The 15,620-nt window shown below is 33.4% G+C and carries 13 protein-coding genes; 9 read left to right on the forward strand and 4 right to left on the reverse strand.

The window, feature by feature from the left end; all coding sequences use genetic code 11:
• Positions 1 to 12: 12 nt before the first annotated feature.
• The gene (locus QL232_RS22690; RefSeq protein WP_281615880.1) at positions 13 to 1,836 is read right to left on the reverse strand and encodes a glycosyltransferase; all 1,824 of its coding nucleotides are present in this window, start codon (positions 1,834 to 1,836) and stop codon (positions 13 to 15) included.
• A gap of 279 nt (positions 1,837 to 2,115) precedes the next feature.
• Here QL232_RS22690 and QL232_RS22695 point away from each other — a divergent pair, with 279 nt between their 5' ends.
• The 4 genes from QL232_RS22695 to QL232_RS22710 all read left to right on the forward strand — a co-directional run bounded on the left by QL232_RS22695 (position 2,116) and on the right by QL232_RS22710 (position 5,362).
• Complete coding sequence (locus QL232_RS22695; protein ID WP_168881290.1) at positions 2,116 to 2,508, forward strand: CesT family type III secretion system chaperone; 393 nt, start codon at positions 2,116 to 2,118, stop codon at positions 2,506 to 2,508.
• A 12-nt stretch (positions 2,509 to 2,520) separates the two neighbouring features.
• On the forward strand, positions 2,521 to 3,324 hold the full coding sequence (locus tag QL232_RS22700; RefSeq protein ID WP_168881289.1) for a PspA/IM30 family protein: 804 nt from the start codon (positions 2,521 to 2,523) through the stop codon (positions 3,322 to 3,324).
• A 255-nt stretch (positions 3,325 to 3,579) separates the two neighbouring features.
• Positions 3,580 to 4,293, forward strand: a complete 714-nt coding sequence (locus QL232_RS22705) for an SPOR domain-containing protein (RefSeq protein WP_281615881.1) — start codon at positions 3,580 to 3,582, stop codon at positions 4,291 to 4,293.
• Between the two features lie 142 nt (positions 4,294 to 4,435).
• Complete coding sequence (locus QL232_RS22710) at positions 4,436 to 5,362, forward strand: hypothetical protein (RefSeq protein WP_168881287.1); 927 nt, start codon at positions 4,436 to 4,438, stop codon at positions 5,360 to 5,362.
• 20 nt (positions 5,363 to 5,382) lie between these two features.
• Here the strand turns inward: QL232_RS22710 and QL232_RS22715 are convergent, their stop codons facing one another.
• Both QL232_RS22715 and QL232_RS22720 read right to left on the reverse strand, forming a co-directional pair.
• Positions 5,383 to 6,255 (reverse strand): DMT family transporter, encoded by an 873-nt coding sequence (locus QL232_RS22715; protein WP_281615882.1) that lies wholly within the window; start codon positions 6,253 to 6,255, stop codon positions 5,383 to 5,385.
• Between the two features lie 191 nt (positions 6,256 to 6,446).
• A complete protein-coding gene (locus QL232_RS22720) occupies positions 6,447 to 7,088 on the reverse strand; it encodes a DUF1684 domain-containing protein (RefSeq protein WP_281615883.1) in 642 nt (213 codons plus the stop codon).
• Positions 7,089 to 7,255: 167 nt separating this feature from the next.
• Here QL232_RS22720 and QL232_RS22725 point away from each other — a divergent pair, with 167 nt between their 5' ends.
• Entirely contained in the window at positions 7,256 to 7,612 is a 357-nt protein-coding gene (locus QL232_RS22725) for an HIRAN domain-containing protein (RefSeq protein ID WP_168881284.1), read from the forward strand.
• Positions 7,613 to 7,617: 5 nt separating this feature from the next.
• Here the strand turns inward: QL232_RS22725 and QL232_RS22730 are convergent, their stop codons facing one another.
• Positions 7,618 to 10,107 carry a type ISP restriction/modification enzyme gene (locus QL232_RS22730; RefSeq protein WP_281615884.1) on the reverse strand — a complete coding sequence of 830 codons (2,490 nt, stop codon included), beginning with the start codon at positions 10,105 to 10,107 and terminating at the stop codon, positions 7,618 to 7,620.
• A 220-nt stretch (positions 10,108 to 10,327) separates the two neighbouring features.
• Between QL232_RS22730 and polA the strand changes: the two genes are divergently transcribed.
• The 4 genes from polA to QL232_RS22750 all read left to right on the forward strand — a co-directional run bounded on the left by polA (position 10,328) and on the right by QL232_RS22750 (position 15,605).
• Positions 10,328 to 13,117, forward strand: coding sequence for a DNA polymerase I (gene polA / locus QL232_RS22735; RefSeq protein WP_281615885.1), 2,790 nt, complete (start codon positions 10,328 to 10,330; stop codon positions 13,115 to 13,117).
• 4 nt (positions 13,118 to 13,121) lie between these two features.
• A complete protein-coding gene (locus tag QL232_RS22740) occupies positions 13,122 to 14,006 on the forward strand; it encodes a geranylgeranylglycerol-phosphate geranylgeranyltransferase (RefSeq protein WP_281615886.1) in 885 nt (294 codons plus the stop codon).
• A 103-nt stretch (positions 14,007 to 14,109) separates the two neighbouring features.
• A complete protein-coding gene (locus tag QL232_RS22745) occupies positions 14,110 to 14,583 on the forward strand; it encodes a hypothetical protein (RefSeq protein ID WP_281615887.1) in 474 nt (157 codons plus the stop codon).
• Between the two features lie 53 nt (positions 14,584 to 14,636).
• The gene (locus tag QL232_RS22750) at positions 14,637 to 15,605 is read left to right on the forward strand and encodes a zinc-binding alcohol dehydrogenase family protein (protein WP_281615888.1); all 969 of its coding nucleotides are present in this window, start codon (positions 14,637 to 14,639) and stop codon (positions 15,603 to 15,605) included.
• Positions 15,606 to 15,620 lie beyond the last annotated feature (15 nt).

Here is a 15,620-nt window from a genome sequence, read left to right on the forward strand (position 1 = left end):
TAAGAACATTATCTAGTCATTTCCTAATGTAAGGTTGTATGCTTCTAAATAATAGTCGTATAGCTCATTCCAATCAAAATGATAAGAAGACTGCTCAACAATATTTCTTTGAGAAATACGGTCTCTTCTATCCATAGTAACGAAATCGTATAGATAGTTCGCAAGTTCTTCAGCAGAATGTGAGTAATCGCTATGCTTACGGTGAATTACTTCAATACCTTCAACTTTAGTTCTCTTCAAGTCATTGATAACGAAATCTCCAAAACCTGCTAAGTCAGAAGTTACGGCAGGGATACCTCTTGCAACACATTCCATTGGAGTGTAACCCCATGGCTCATAATAAGAAGGGAAGACACCTAAATGACATCCTCTTACGAACTCATCATAGTCGATTCCAAACAATGGATTCATAGACGAGACGAAATCAGGATGGTAAACAAGCTTAACTTTATCACCTTCGTAGTTTAATAAACCAGACTTTCTAGCAAAGTTTAGAATATCGTCTTTATTGTCATCCTTTAAATTATGAGTAGTAATGAAAGGAAGTCGAGATGTTTTCCAAGATTGTACAGTTCTTCTTAATTGAAGACGTAAACTTTCTGGAATTAATTCTTCGATGGTTGGAGTTTCAGTTACATCTCCTTTTGATGCGATATAGAAAAGTCGTTCACCGACACTTTTCTCCATAGCATCACAAATCTTTCTGATTTCTCCAAGAACCGCTCTAGACTCTAACTCAATTGGATTAATTGAATTGTAATCTTGTTTAGTAATGAAGAACGTGATTACCGTCTTATTAATATTATTTGCTCTTAACTTGTGGTTTAAACGAGCTAAAGCTTCTAATGTAAGATCGAATCCTTTGTTCTTGTACTCATATCTACCAGAAGTAAAGAAATAAAGCGTGTTGTTTAAATCAAAAGAGTAAGATTGGAAGAAGTGACCCATCACAAATTCGTGAATCTTCTCTTTATATCTCTGGTGAAGGTTTTGAGATTCATGCAGTGCCTCAAACTTATGGATATTGATACCGTTTGGTACAATTGCATTAATTTCTCGTCCCAATAAATATTTACACTCAACAGCAGTTAACCTACTTACAGTAGAGAAAGTATGTGCTCCGTGTGCTGCAGCTCTTTCAATACTTACCTGAGGTTTGATGTTAAAATGCTCGGCTTCTTTTGCCCAATTGTAAGTGCCTTTTTCTAAGTTAGTGTAAAACTCAGGGTCGTTCATTGCAAGATAACGACCTAACAAAGTAGCATGAGTTGTAAATACCGTTTGAATATTAAGACCTCTTCTTCTTATTTCTGGGATAGGAATACCAGCCATCCATTCATGCATGTGTGCAAGAATTTTTCTTTCGCCATTATTTACAGCGTCTAATTCTGTAAAAAAGTCTGTCATCTGGCTGGATAACATAATTGTTTGGTCAAATAGGTCATCTCCATCAAAAGATGGGATGTTGTGTGATTCCCATAATGACTTTTTGATATCAGTAAGTTTCCAGGCTTCGTTATAAGGCTTGAATAAGACTACTTTTGGACGGCCAGAAACTAACCATCTACCATAGTGAACCTCATAGCCTTTACTTCTTAGTGATCGTACAGTTCTGGATATTAAGTCATCTCCGTCATCAGAGATGGGGTCGAAGATTGCTGATATGTTGTTGCTTACGTAAGGCCCGATCAAGCAATAGTTTTCATCTCCAAAAGTGCTTAATACATTAAGGATTTTGGATTTTATTACGGTATAAATACCTCCAACTTGGTTACACACCTCCCAAGCACCCTCAATTAAGACAGGATTATCTTTTAAATGAATATTTTTAGGCATACAATATTAGTTGATAGTTGTAGAACGAAAAAGTTTTGTTTATTCAACCGATTGCAACAAATATAGTAACTTGTTTTGAATTATAATTTAAAGATTAAATTATTGGAGTAATATTATTTATTATTAGTAAGTAATTGTCATATTTTTCAAAAATTAAACAATTATAAATGATTGATGATTAATCACATATTGATAAATAAATAAGATTTTCCCCTTTTATCGTATCAAAAATCTTTTATATTCGTAAATATTATTATCATTAAACTTAATTAACACGTAATGAATAACTTTGATAAGGTTAAAAGCTACCTATTAAATCTTGGTTATGATATCAAAAGCGAGGACCCACAAGAAGAGCTTTTTATCATTTCAGATGAGGAAGAAGGATTATTAAATGTAGTAGTAGACTGTGAAGATCCCATACTAATCGTTGAGATGCATTTGATTGATCTCAAAAATGAAAAGCCCGAATTCTACAGAACATTACTTGAGAAAAATAGAAATTTCGTGCACGGAGCATTTGTAATTGATGCAGAAGGAAATCGTTTATTATATAGAGATACTTTAGAGTTAGAAAATCTCGATGAAAACGAATTAGAAGGTACTCTTAATGCACTTAAATTAGTGATAGGAGAGAATTACGGAATGTTGTTAGATTACGCACAAAACTAGATTTAAGAAATTATGTCAATATTTAAAAGACTCTTTGGGTGGATATCTGCTGAAACTAACTCAGCAATGGATAGTTTGGAAGATCCTATTAAAATGACTGATCAAGGGATTAGAGATCTTAAAAAAGACCTAGATCAAAGTTTACAAGGATTGGCTCAGGTAAAAGCGATTTCAATCCGTACGAGAAAAGAATACGAACAACATAAGCAAGCTGCAGGAGATTGGGAGCGTAAAGCTGTTTTATTATTACAGAAAGCTCAATCAGGACAGTTAGATACTGCAGAAGCTGATCGTTTAGCAACTGAAGCATTAAATAAAAAAGAACAAGCTGCCCAAGCGGCTGCGTCTCATGAGAAAATGGTTTCTCAAAATGATTCTCAGGTAGCTAAAATGGAACAGAATGTTCAGCGTTTAAAATCACAAATCTCTCAATGGGAGAATGAAGCGAAAACATTAAAAGCAAGAGCGAAAGTATCTGAAGCTTCTTCTAAAATTAATAAGCAATTGGCCAGCATTGATTCATCAAGTACCGTTGCGATGTTAGAGAGAATGAAAGATAAAGTAGAATCTCAAGAAGCTTTAGCTGAATCCTATGGAGATATTGCAGATGCAAATGTATCTGTAGATGAGGAGATTAATAAAGCGATTGGTCCGGGTTCTGGTTCTTCTTCGTTAGCCTTAGAAGAATTGAAAGAAAAGATGAGATTAGGAGCAGGCTCTTCTACTGAAGAAAACAAAGCTACTGGTTCTGATAACACTGATAGTGGTCAGATGTCAGAATTGGACAAATTGAAGCAGCAGTTGAAAAACGACTAGTCGATAAATAATCGTACTACACATATAAATACTCGTTTTATAGTGCAGAAATAACTTTAAATAGTTAAATAAGGCACCATAAAGTGAGTATTTTTTTATGTAGAACGAAATATTTTGAATTACGATAATGGATAATTAAATGAATATGATTAGTTTTATATTATCGTTGATTAATTTAATATAGTAGGAAGCGTATTTACCTATAATAAGTATTAATTTTAACTCATTTAGAATAGTATCTATAATCCCAATAGAATGAAATTTACAAAACACGTTTACTCTGTAGCAATTGTATTTGCGGCATTATTAATTGCAACTCCTTCTTTCGCACAAAGCAAGAAAAAATTAAAACAAATGAATGCCCAATTAACTACTGAAAATTCTGAGTTAAGAAAGGGTAAGATGGAAATGGAGCAGAAAGCGAACTCTTTAAAATCTATGAATGAGCAATTGACTTATGAAATGGAAGGTTTAAAGAATGATGTAAGTGCTTTACAAAATGAAAACGGAAATCTTAAATCTGAAGTAGACGAATTAGAAAAAGAAAACGAAGAATTAATTGCAGCTTTAGAAAGTGCTTCTTCAGCAGCAGCTACAGGTGGAACTGCAGTGTCTAGTGGTGCAAACATGCCGGCAAATAGTGCTGGATGTAGTAGCAGACAAGGTAAATTACAAAATAATAAAACATATTTTGTTGACTTAAGCAGCCAAATTATTTCTCACGGTTGGGGTGTTCAAGTTTACTCTACTAAGAGTCTTTGTGATGCACAAGGATATGCTGAGAAATTCCAAGACTTTTATAAAATGTGGAAAACTTATGTAAAAGTAACTGAGCAAAACGGTCAGCAAATTTACAGCGTAGTATATGGTTCATTGAAGTACCAAGATCAAGCTAAAGTTTACCTAGAGAACTTTAAGAAAATTGGTAGAAATGACGATGAGAAAAATGCAATTTTAGTACAACACTAATATTACATTTGATTTATATAATAAAAGAGGGAATGAGTTATATCATTCCCTTTTTTAATTTGTAAGATTATGGAATATTTATTGCTCAATTAAATGAGAATTTATCTTTAAGTGATAACACTTAATTTTTTGTCGTCTTATTGTGAAGAAAAATACACTATCATATACTTGGAGAAAAGTAGTCCGTTGGTACTATGTTTACTTTGTGGCATGTTTCATCATTGCTGTAAGTAACTTTTCTGCATTCCGTCAAATAGAGGATCAAGATGTAATAGTAGAAAAAGTAATTGACCTTCGTCAAATGACGATGAAAATGACATTGGCTGCCCAAGAATTTCTTTCCTATGAAGCCCACTATGAGGAGTTCCATAAATCAAGACAGGCAACGCCAATAATGAATGAGTATCACAAAATTGATAAACACCTAGAAGACTATGTTCAGAACGTCATGAATAGTGACGACTCATGGAAAATTTCTTATGAGGAAGATCTAACACTTTATTCAGATTTGCTGACCAAACATAGAAAAACATTCTCTAAAATTGTCACTCAATTAAAGTATAGAGGTTCTCAGACTTCAGGAATGATTGGTGACCTTCAGAAAAGGACTAAGGCCTTACAGGAAGATCCTTATGTAAATAATGTTCTTTTAGAGGAAATGAGGTTGTTGGAGAAGAGTTACCTTCTTTCTGCTGATACTGCCGATTTTTATAAGATTCGTCAGGTAAATCATACGATACAGAAGGAAGTAAGAGCAATGGAATTGCCTGAGGGAAGAAAACATAATATTTTAAATCACCTCAGAAGGTATAACTCAATTCTCCTTCGCATTGTTCAAGTCGATGACCGTATTGGTTTTAGAGGAGATGTTGGACTGACTTTAACCTTACAAAATAATACAGAGGATATTATCGACCTTTCTGATAAGATGTATCACAAAGCAAAAGGCTCAAAAGACCTTTGGATGTCATACAGTAGGTGGATCGCAGTAATATTTGGAACCCTTTCCGTTTGTGTTCTCCTGGTGTTGAGTTTAACTACAAATGAGTTGATCAGTAAAATTAGATAGGGAAATTTATTCTGAATGCACTATTCGCTGGCTTTTGGTTTCGGGGGTGAAGCAGAAGGACCTAGTTCATCTAACCTAAAAATAAACTTAGCTAATGGCATGGCTAATATTGCAAATGCAATTAAAAATGCTCCTCCATAAAAATAAATATCCATCAATTCACTATCACCAAAGAAAAGGTAGGCGATTACCCCTCCATAAATAGGAGATAAGTTATTGGCTAATGAAACGCTAAATGGAGATATTTTTATCATCACTTTAACGATAGAGCTATAAGCAATGATGGAGAAGACAATGGCTAAAATTAGAATTAATATAATATCTAAACTCGTAGGCATACTGAATGCTTCCATCTTTACAAACTTCAAATAATATGGTAGAAAGGCGGCTGTAGCAAAGAATGCTCCACACATTTGGTAGAATGTAATTACCAAGTAGTGATACCTTTTCGAGAATTTGGAAGTTAAAATAGTTACAATTGCAGCAAAAAAAGCGGCTAAGATTGCGGCAAACATTCCTTCACTGTATGCAAATCCAGAGCTGAAGATCATATAAACCCCAAAAAGGGCTGAAAGTCCTGTCATAACCTCAATAAATGTAGGCTTCTTTTTAGAAATAACAGGATAGATAAAACTAACCCAAATAGGAGTAGTGGCAACCCCAACTAATGTTACTGAAGTATTCGACTTTTTGGCTGCAATTACAAATAGAATCCAATAGATAGCGGTCAGAAAACCTGTAAAAACTAGCATAAGAATATGAGACATCCTTACTTTAATGCTAGTTTTCTGGATCATTAAAACAATAAACACAATGATTAGTGCAGATAATGTTCTCAGAAAAACGATTTCTACAGATGATAAAGAAATATAGATATTTATTATAGGAATCATACTGGAGCATAGAATCCAAAAGTGGAGTTCTACATACGCCCCCTTATTTTCTGAATATCCTAGTTTTTTTAGTAGTGTTTCAAAAGCCAAAATGACATCAGTTAACAACGGCTAAAAAAGCCAATTGAAGATATGCAATAATTTATTCTGTAAATAGATCTCTCAAAATACTATATTAATGAGAGATATCCTTATAATTCATGATAGTTTTTTTCTCCAGCCTCGATTGCTACATTTAATTGATTCTCAAGAGGTGGCATTGGACAGTCGTAGTCTTCATTGTAAGCACAATAAGGGTTGTATGCTTCATTGAAGTCTATAAGTGTTTGCATCTGTCCTTTTTTGATATTGTGGAGTTCAATATACCTCCCTGCTCCATAAGTGGTTTCACCGGAAGTAAGGTCTCTAAATAGCAACATAAATAACCCTTTAGTAGCTGGGTTGGGAATGACCGCTTGTAATAATGTGACCTTGTATTCATTACCATCAATAAAGAATTTTGCAAAGGCTGATTTTTTATAATCCCTTGGTTTTTCTTTAGTGGTGGCAATTTTTATCACTTTAGGTTTTTCGGCCCATTCTAAAGAAGCCATGACTCTATATTTGATATTGATGTCATAATAATTGAGATGGCTAAACTTAGCTCTATCTAAATCGGATAGTGGAGAACCCTTTTTACTTTTGAAGAGTTTGTTTTTTTCGTCCCTATCATTCTTTAGCCGCTCAGTATATTTTACCTCTCCATTATCAGAATTTGAAGAAAAGAAAGAATTACCCAAGAATATGACTACAATAAGAGCAACAACTATTTTTATGATGTTAGAGGGTTTCATGATAGAATTTTTATGTTTTTTACCTCGCAAAAATAAGAATAAATATATATAACTATTCTAATGATTTATAAGATGTAATGAATTTGCATTGAATAATATTAATAAAAAATTGTATATTGCAAATATGAACTAGTAAATTTTTCTATAAGCTACCTAACGTAAATATTATGGTTAAGCCTAAATCTTACTCTCACGACTTATTAGATAATGTAGAAAAAGAACTATTGTTTGAAGGATACCTTTCAGGATATAGACACTATGCTGAATGGGATCAGGAATGGGAAATTATGCGTCATCCATTAAAATTGGTTCGTCATTCTACCAATCCATTTGACCAACATGCAATAGCTGTTTTTGCAGATTCTAAGATGATAGGTTATGTACCTAAATCATCTAGCGAGAAGATTTCGATATTAATAGACAAAGGTGCTTCCATTTATGCTGAATTAGTGGATGTTTTCCCTAATGCAGAAACTCAAAAGAAAGTTTTCTTTAGAATATGGAATTATAAAGTTACTCTTTAACCTGTCTATTTTCTTCTTTTTAAACGAATTGCAGGTCCTCTGTTTTCAAAGAGTGTTGCTGGCATTTCGTCTTTAATAAAATTACTTACTTGTACCTGTATCTCTAAACTTCTAACTAATTCAATACAATTCACTTTGCTTACTTTCTCACTAAAGAACTTTTGAAGTTGCTTATTTAGTGGTTTTCTTTCTCTGTATTGAGATAATGTAACCTGTACGGAGTTATTTCCACCCCAAGTTGTCGTTTTTTCTAGGTGATCAATATTATTTAGATATTGTTCGGAGTTAATTTTTAATTGATTCTCCTTGTCGATCTCATCACCTTCAACAATAGATAGTTGGATATCAGTTTCTTTATTAAGTTCTAAAGAAAGATCGTAAAGTCTTTTTCCTATAGCATACCATTTCCAAAAATCATTGAGTAATGGTATCCTTGGCGGTAGTGCTATCAATTCCTTTTCATAATCAATTTTATAAAGAGGGTGATTTAGTATGGCTATAGTATAATAGAAAATATTCTCCTTAGTTAATTGAGATTCTTTGAGGTCCCTTTCTATTTTGACCTTTTCAATTTCATCAATTTTATTTTTGATGGTGTTACAGGCATTAGAAATATCAAGAAGCATTTGTTTTTTCTCAGATGCTCCGCGATAAAGCTGTAACATTTTATTTTTAAGTAGATGTAAAGTTTTAGAAACGTCTTCAAGACTTCCTTCATGATCATCTGATAACTCGATGAGTTGTCGGGTATATTTATCAAGCACTGGGAGTCTAGAGGTGTGTCTTCTAATAATCTCTATTGCTTCAACAAGCTCGAAGTGGATGGAAGAAATAGTATTTTTTGCTCCAAGTTCTGGCAACCTTGGTAAGTAATACTGTTTGAATCGATTCAATGCCCAATCACTTACATTTTCTCTGAAAGAACCATCTTCTTTATATACTCTTAATGGAAGAATATTTGAAACTTGTTTTCTTTCAAAAAAGTCATGAAGCACAGGATGTTGAACTAATGAAATTTCAAAACCATAATCCTTTCCTGCACCTAAACAGATAGAAGGGTTTATTTGGTTGAATCCTGCATCATGTGATGTAGACCAAGCTTTTAGCTCTACAGGTGGGATATATGCCCATTTTTTTGTGAATGGCTTAGTGTAAACCTTCAGAACATTACTTTCATCAATATCAAGAATATGATTATGAATTGGTAAGCTGGAAACTTTTGATTTCTGTTGTTCCTTCTGATATGCTTTTAGCTTATCAAGTAGTTGAGGTTTATTGAAATCAGTAAACCATGTTCTATTCTTAATTTGGCTGGGTTGGATACTTTCTTGGAAAATACTTTTTTCTTTTAAGCTATGAAGACATAAAAACGTATTGTATTCCTCGGATGACAGAGTGATCCAATCTTCTGAATCTTGACTGATAGGTGAAAAGTCTTCCAGATAACTAGGGGCGTAAAAAACGCCTTCATGCTCATCATTTGGTTCAAAAATGAAGCAATAAACGATCTGATTTGAGTATTGATGAGCTTGAATGTATACTCTATGACAGATTTTTGCTACTTGCTTCCTCCATGAAGTATATTCTGGAGCAGCAGCAAGTGATTGATCTCCTCTGATAACAAGGATTCCATTATTACCTAATCTTTCTTTTGCCCATAATAGCCAATACGATACAGGGTTTCTTTTTTGGTCACCAATAAAAGCTTTTTTAACCTTATTGTTCCAAAACTTATGAGCAGTTCTGTTTCCTAAAGACATTTGCTGAATCGTTCCAAATACGATCTGTACAGGGTCGCGATTAAGATTGACTAGTTTATTTAGGTTACTATCCTGGTCTTGAAATTCAAGGTGTTTTTGCCCTTGTGGTTGAATATCAGTAAAACTTAGACTGTTCCCAAAAGAGCGGTCAGATGCAGGGATTGTAACAGCACACCAATAGTAAACTAATAAATCATAGCATACCATAGTGTTGGATGCTGCTTCGTTATCCAAAAATGGAGGTAACGTAAACGAAGGGTAAAGGTATTTAGCGTCTCTTCCTGAATTGTTTAAATGCTTTCTTAATAATGATTTAAACATTCCCATAAAATAGTTAGGAAGAGCTTCTCCTTCTTCTCGTCCCATCAATTGAGTGAAAACATCACTTTTAGATGAGCCATCGGAGAGCAGGATATTAATTTTATCAGAAAGAGGAGTTAAATATTGTTGAATGAAAGATTGATCAGATAGATGATTAACTAATTGATCAAATGCAATAAAAATAGGGTCTTGTAATAAGGCCTCTTGATTTTCTGGGTTGATTAAAGCCTTAGTGACATGGTACCCTACAAGGTGCTCACTGATGATTTTAATTAAATCCTCAACACCGAATGTAGCATAAAATGACTTTTGAAAGGCCTTGATTAAATGTTCACCTTCTGTTTGAACTTCCGCTTTTAAATCACCCCCAAAAAGCAACTGTTGTTGCAAACTTTGTATTGCTTCTCCTATCAATTCTTTCTCTTTTAATTAATATTCATTTTTACCGATCAATTTTTAGACCGATACAAAGAAATGAAACTTATTCAATACCAATGAATGATATATTGTTTCATTAAAAATCATTAGTTAGAATCCTTATTGTTACGTGTGCTCTTTGTATATTCGCACAAACAAGAATTTTGACAAACGTCGCAAATTTAATAGTTGTTCTCGTCCTTTGAACAAAAAAAATATGAAAAAACTTTTTCTGCTTGATGGTATGGCACTTATATTTCGTGCCCACTTCGCTTTAATTCGTAATCCACGTATTAATTCTAAAGGAGTTAATACAAGTGCCCCTATGGGATTTGTAAATTCTCTTTTGGAAATTCTCAAAAAGCAGAATCCAACACATATTGCTGTTTCTTTTGATTTATCCGCACCTACTTTTAGACATGAAATGTACAAAGAGTATAAAGCGAATAGGCAGGAAACACCAGAGGACATTTCAATTGCTATACCAATTGTTAAAAAGATTGTTGATGCTTTCAATATCCCACGAATTGAAAAAGAGGGGTTTGAAGCAGATGATGTGATTGGTACATTAGCAAAAAAAGCATCAGCTAGCGGGTTTCAGACGTTTATGATGACACCTGATAAAGATTATGCACAGTTGGTAGATGAAAACACATTTTTATATCGTCCATCAACAAAAGGAGGAATTGAAATTCTTGGACCAAAAGAAGTTTTAGAAAAATTCGATTTAGATAGAATCGATCAAGTTATAGATTTATTAGGCCTTCAAGGTGATGCTGTAGATAATATCCCAGGTGTACCTGGAGTTGGTCCTAAAACAGCTGTCAAGTTATTAAAAGAATATTCTACTGTTGAAGGTATTATCGATAATGTCGATAAACTCAAAGGGAAATTAAAAGAAAGAGTTCAGGACAATAAAGAGCAAGCAATTTTATCGAAAGAATTGGCTACAATTAAATTAGATGTACCAGTTGTTTTTGATGAGGAAGCATTAAAAGTTCAAGAACCAAATAAGGAAGAGCTTGTTAAAATCTTTAATGATTTAGAGTTTAAGACTTTATTACAAAGAGTTTTCCCTGGTGAAAAACCTAAGAAAGTTGCACCAAAACCAGGCGAACAAACATCCTTATTTGGAGGAGCACCTAAAGCAGCAACAAAAGTAGAGACAGAATCAGAAGAAATTCCTGTAGAAATCCGTATTGATGACATTAATACTATTGATAAAAACTATAGATTGATTGATTCTGATGAGCGTTGTAAAGAATTAGCCGATTACCTTCTAAGCAAGACAGAATTGGCATTTGATACTGAAACTACTTCCTTAGACTCACTAGAGGCTCAGCCAGTAGGTATCTCTTTCTCTACAAAAAAAGATGAAGGGTATTACGTTCCTTTATCTTTAGAAAAGGAGGAAGCAATAAAAACATTAGCTCATTTTACTGAAGTTTTCAATAACGAGAAAATTCTTAAAATTGGGCAGAATTTAAAATATGATATCCAAGTATTAGACAATTTAGATGTTCAAGTCAAAGGTCCATTCTTTGATACCATGCTTGCTCATTACCTTATCGAACCAGATAAGCGTCATAATATGGATACGCTTTCTGAAGCTTACTTAAATTATAAACCCGTTTCGATTGAAACAATTTTAGGTAAGAAAGGAAAGAAACAAAAAAACATGAGAGACATTCCTGCTCATGAGGTGTATGAATATGCATGTGAAGATGCAGATGTTACATTACAATTAAAGGAAAAACTTTCGCCAATCTTAAGTGAAAAAGGTGTAGAATCTTTATTTAATGATTTGGAAGTCCCATTAATGGAGACACTTCGTTTAATGGAAAAAGAAGGGGTGAATTTAGATTCCAATTCATTAGAAACATATTCTGTTACCCTTGGTGAACAGATCAATGAATTGGAAAAAGATATTTATCAGTTGGCTGGTGAAGAGTTTACCATTTCATCACCAAAGCAATTAGGAGTAATCTTATTCGAAAAGATGAAACTAGTAGATAAACCAAAGAAGACAAAAACTGGGCAATATGCTACAGGTGAAGAGATTCTTCAAGGTTTAAAAGAGCATGAAATTGTTGGGAAAATATTAGATTTCCGTCAGCTAAATAAATTAAAAAGTACGTATGTTGATGCACTTCCTAAATTAACCAAAACAGATGGAAGAGTACATACTACTTATAATCAAGCTGTAGCAGCAACTGGACGTTTGAGTTCAACAGATCCTAACTTACAAAATATTCCTATACGATCTTCGAGAGGTAAGGAAATAAGAAAGGCGTTTGTTGCTAGAAATGAAGATTATATCTTTATGGCGGCCGATTACTCTCAAGTAGAGTTGAGAATTATGGCGGCATTTAGTGGTGATACATCTATGATTGAAGCCTTTAAACAAGGTAAAGATATTCATACCGCTACAGCAGCAAAAGTATTCAAAGTAGAAGAATCTGCGGTAGATTCTGATATGAGACGAAAAGCTAAAACAGCTAACTTTGGTATTATCTATGGTGTTTCAGCGTTCGGATTATCTCAGCAGTTAGATATTCCAAGATCTGAAGCAAAACAACTTATCGACGCATATTTTGAAGAATTTCCATCTGTAAAAAAATATATGGATGATGTCATCAATAAAGCTAGAGAAGTGGAATATGTTGAGACCTTAATGGGACGTAGACGTTACCTAAGAGATATCAACTCAAGAAACTTTACGGTAAGAGGAATGGCAGAAAGAAACGCCATCAATGCACCAATTCAAGGTACTGCAGCTGATATTATCAAAAAAGCGATGATAGATATTCAAGCTTGGATGAGTACTCAAGATTTAAAATCAAAAATGATTATGCAAGTTCATGACGAATTGATTTTTGATGTACACAAAGATGAGTTTGAATTGATGAAAAATAAAGTTCAAGAATTAATGGAAAGTGCCTTCAAGATCGCTGTACCATTAGAGGTAGAAGTTGGAGAAGGTGCAAACTGGCTAGAAGCACACTAACATAATGCAAGCAACCACGCCTAATACAGAAAAATCATTCTTTATAGGAGTTACAGACTTCCTAAAATTAATACGTTTCAAAAATCTGTTGATCATATTGTTGACCCAATGGATGGGACGAATATTTTTGATAGGTCCAAAATCTGATTGGAAACTGATGTTTCAAGATGTCGGATTTTGGTTATTATGTTTATCAACTATGCTTATTGCGGCAGCAGGGTATATCATTAATGATTATTATGATATTAAGATTGATGCTATCAATAAACCTAAAAAGCAGGTGATAGGTAAAGTAATGAAAAGGCGAGTGGCCATTTTTACGCATACCATCTTTAATTTTATTGGTATTGTCATCGGATTAATACTATCAAAGGAGGTGGGTACGGTATGTTTCTTCGTTACTTTTTGGTTGTGGTTGTATTCTAATGATCTAAAAAGGAGAGCATTTATCGGAAATATTAGTGTTGCTGCTATGACTTCGATCTCTATTTTTCTGATTAATATTTACTTTGCAGAACATAATAAAGCAATATATCAATTTGGAATATTTGCGTTTTTTGTCTCGTTAATTAGAGAAGTAATAAAAGATTTAGAAGATAAAGAAGGTGATGCTAAGTTTGGTTGTAAAACACTACCTATAATATGGGGTGATCAGAAGACGAAAAAATTAATTTATCTGTTGTTCGTTCTTTTTATCGTGATTTCGATTGGAATGATATCAAGAATGTCGCAATTATATTTTCAGTATTATTTTATTTTCTTGTCGATACCAGCATTCTATATCATGTTTAGACTTTACAAAGCGAATAAGTCAAAAGATTATTCAGTCTTGAGTGCAATGATAAAATATTATATGATAGCTGGAATTTTAGGAATGCTATTTATCTAATCAACAAAGGTTTATCCATAACAAAAGGATAGACCTTTTTTGTTATCCATTCAATTATTACTATCATGCTATTATATTTATATATCCCACATTTTGAACTACTTTGAAAACATATTCAATAGAAAGAACCCAAAATCTACATAATAAAATTACTGCTTATATCGGAACTCCATTCACTTTTTTTGAAAAGATAAAAGCGAGAGGTTCCGGTTCTCCTGCTTTTACATATAGGTCTGGAATTCATGATTTTGATACTATTCAAAGTATTAAAATTAAATCCAATAACATTAATATTGAGGCCTTTCATAAGGGTTTGTGTATCTATTTGAATAAGAGAATAGAGAGAAAAATTACCCTTATTCCATTTAATGAAATTGATCTTATCTTATTTAAGATAAAAGAGTCAGTAAATATTGATAAAAATGGTAAGGAAGTCGTGGTTAGAATGGCCAATGTTTGTATCTGTACCTTTAATGGAGAAGTGGTGAAGTTTGATATTTCAGCATCCAATTTTAAGTCAGGGAAAAGTTTTTTCAAAAAAGATATATTTCAACAACTCGTCGAGTTTTCGTCGTGAGTTTTTTCTATTATCCTATACATTGTTGAATTGAATTAAATATAACTGAAAGTATGAAAGCAGCTATCACCCAAAAACCAGGAGGTCCTACTCAAATTGTATATACTGATGTAGAAAAGCCAAAACCAAAAACAGGTCATGTACTAATACAGGTGAAAGCCTTCGGATTAAATAGGTCAGAGTTATTTACAAGAAGAGGAGACTCACCTGGAGTAGAATTTCCAAGGATTCAAGGAATTGAATGTGTTGGAATTGTCGATGAAGATATTGATGGAGTTTATCAAAAAGGACAAAAAGTGATGGCACTAATGGGGGGTATGGGAAGGTTTTTTGATGGTGGGTATGCAGAATATACCCTAATTCCACATTCCTCAGTTTTCGCATTTGATAGTTCATTGTCTTGGGAAACACTTGGAGCAATTCCTGAGATGTTTCAGACAGTATCGGGATCTTTACATCAAGCATTAGAACTTCAGAAAGATGAAGTTTTATTAATTCGCGGCGGAACATCATCCATTGGAATGCTTGCTTGTCAATTAGCCAAAGTGATAGGAGCTGAAGTGGTTTCTACCACTAGAAATGAAAAGAAGTCCCAAACTTTACGAAGTAATGGAGCTGATAAGGTTATTATTGATAATGGAGAGATCCACCAAAAACTAAGGGAGGAATATTCTAATGGAGTGGATAAAGTTTTAGAATTGATAGGTACTCAGACATTAAAAGATTCCTTGAAATGTATCCGTACAAAAGGAACGGTTTGCATGACAGGGATTTTAGGGAATTCGTGGTCTTTCGATCATTTTGAACCCATGGGAGATATACCTTCACTAGGTAGACTGACGGTATACATGGGAGAAGCAAGTAATATCAATACATCTATGCTTCATGAATTTATTCAAGCAGTGGAAAAAGGGGAGATTAAACTAAATATTGATAAAGTTTACTCCTTAAATGAAGTTGCTGAAGCCCATCAGTATATGGAAGACAATAAAGCAAAAGGAAAAATAGTAGTCGTATTATAAAAAAGAACCCTATCA

Origin of the sequence: Flammeovirga sp. SubArs3 (assembly GCF_947387565.1) — a bacterium.
GTDB classification, from domain to species: domain Bacteria; phylum Bacteroidota; class Bacteroidia; order Cytophagales; family Flammeovirgaceae; genus Flammeovirga; species Flammeovirga agarivorans.

Coding starts and splice junctions, on each gene's coding strand:
- QL232_RS22690 (WP_281615880.1), bottom strand. CDS start 1,836: ATGCCTAAAAATATTCATTTAAAAGATAATCCTGTCTTAATTGAGGGT.
- QL232_RS22695 (WP_168881290.1), top strand. CDS start 2,116: ATGAATAACTTTGATAAGGTTAAAAGCTACCTATTAAATCTTGGTTAT.
- QL232_RS22700 (WP_168881289.1), top strand. CDS start 2,521: ATGTCAATATTTAAAAGACTCTTTGGGTGGATATCTGCTGAAACTAAC.
- QL232_RS22705 (WP_281615881.1), top strand. CDS start 3,580: ATGAAATTTACAAAACACGTTTACTCTGTAGCAATTGTATTTGCGGCA.
- QL232_RS22715 (WP_281615882.1), bottom strand. CDS start 6,255: ATGATTCCTATAATAAATATCTATATTTCTTTATCATCTGTAGAAATC.
- QL232_RS22720 (WP_281615883.1), bottom strand. CDS start 7,088: ATGAAACCCTCTAACATCATAAAAATAGTTGTTGCTCTTATTGTAGTC.
- QL232_RS22725 (WP_168881284.1), top strand. CDS start 7,256: ATGGTTAAGCCTAAATCTTACTCTCACGACTTATTAGATAATGTAGAA.
- polA (WP_281615885.1), top strand. CDS start 10,328: ATGAAAAAACTTTTTCTGCTTGATGGTATGGCACTTATATTTCGTGCC.
- QL232_RS22740 (WP_281615886.1), top strand. CDS start 13,122: ATGCAAGCAACCACGCCTAATACAGAAAAATCATTCTTTATAGGAGTT.
- QL232_RS22750 (WP_281615888.1), top strand. CDS start 14,637: ATGAAAGCAGCTATCACCCAAAAACCAGGAGGTCCTACTCAAATTGTA.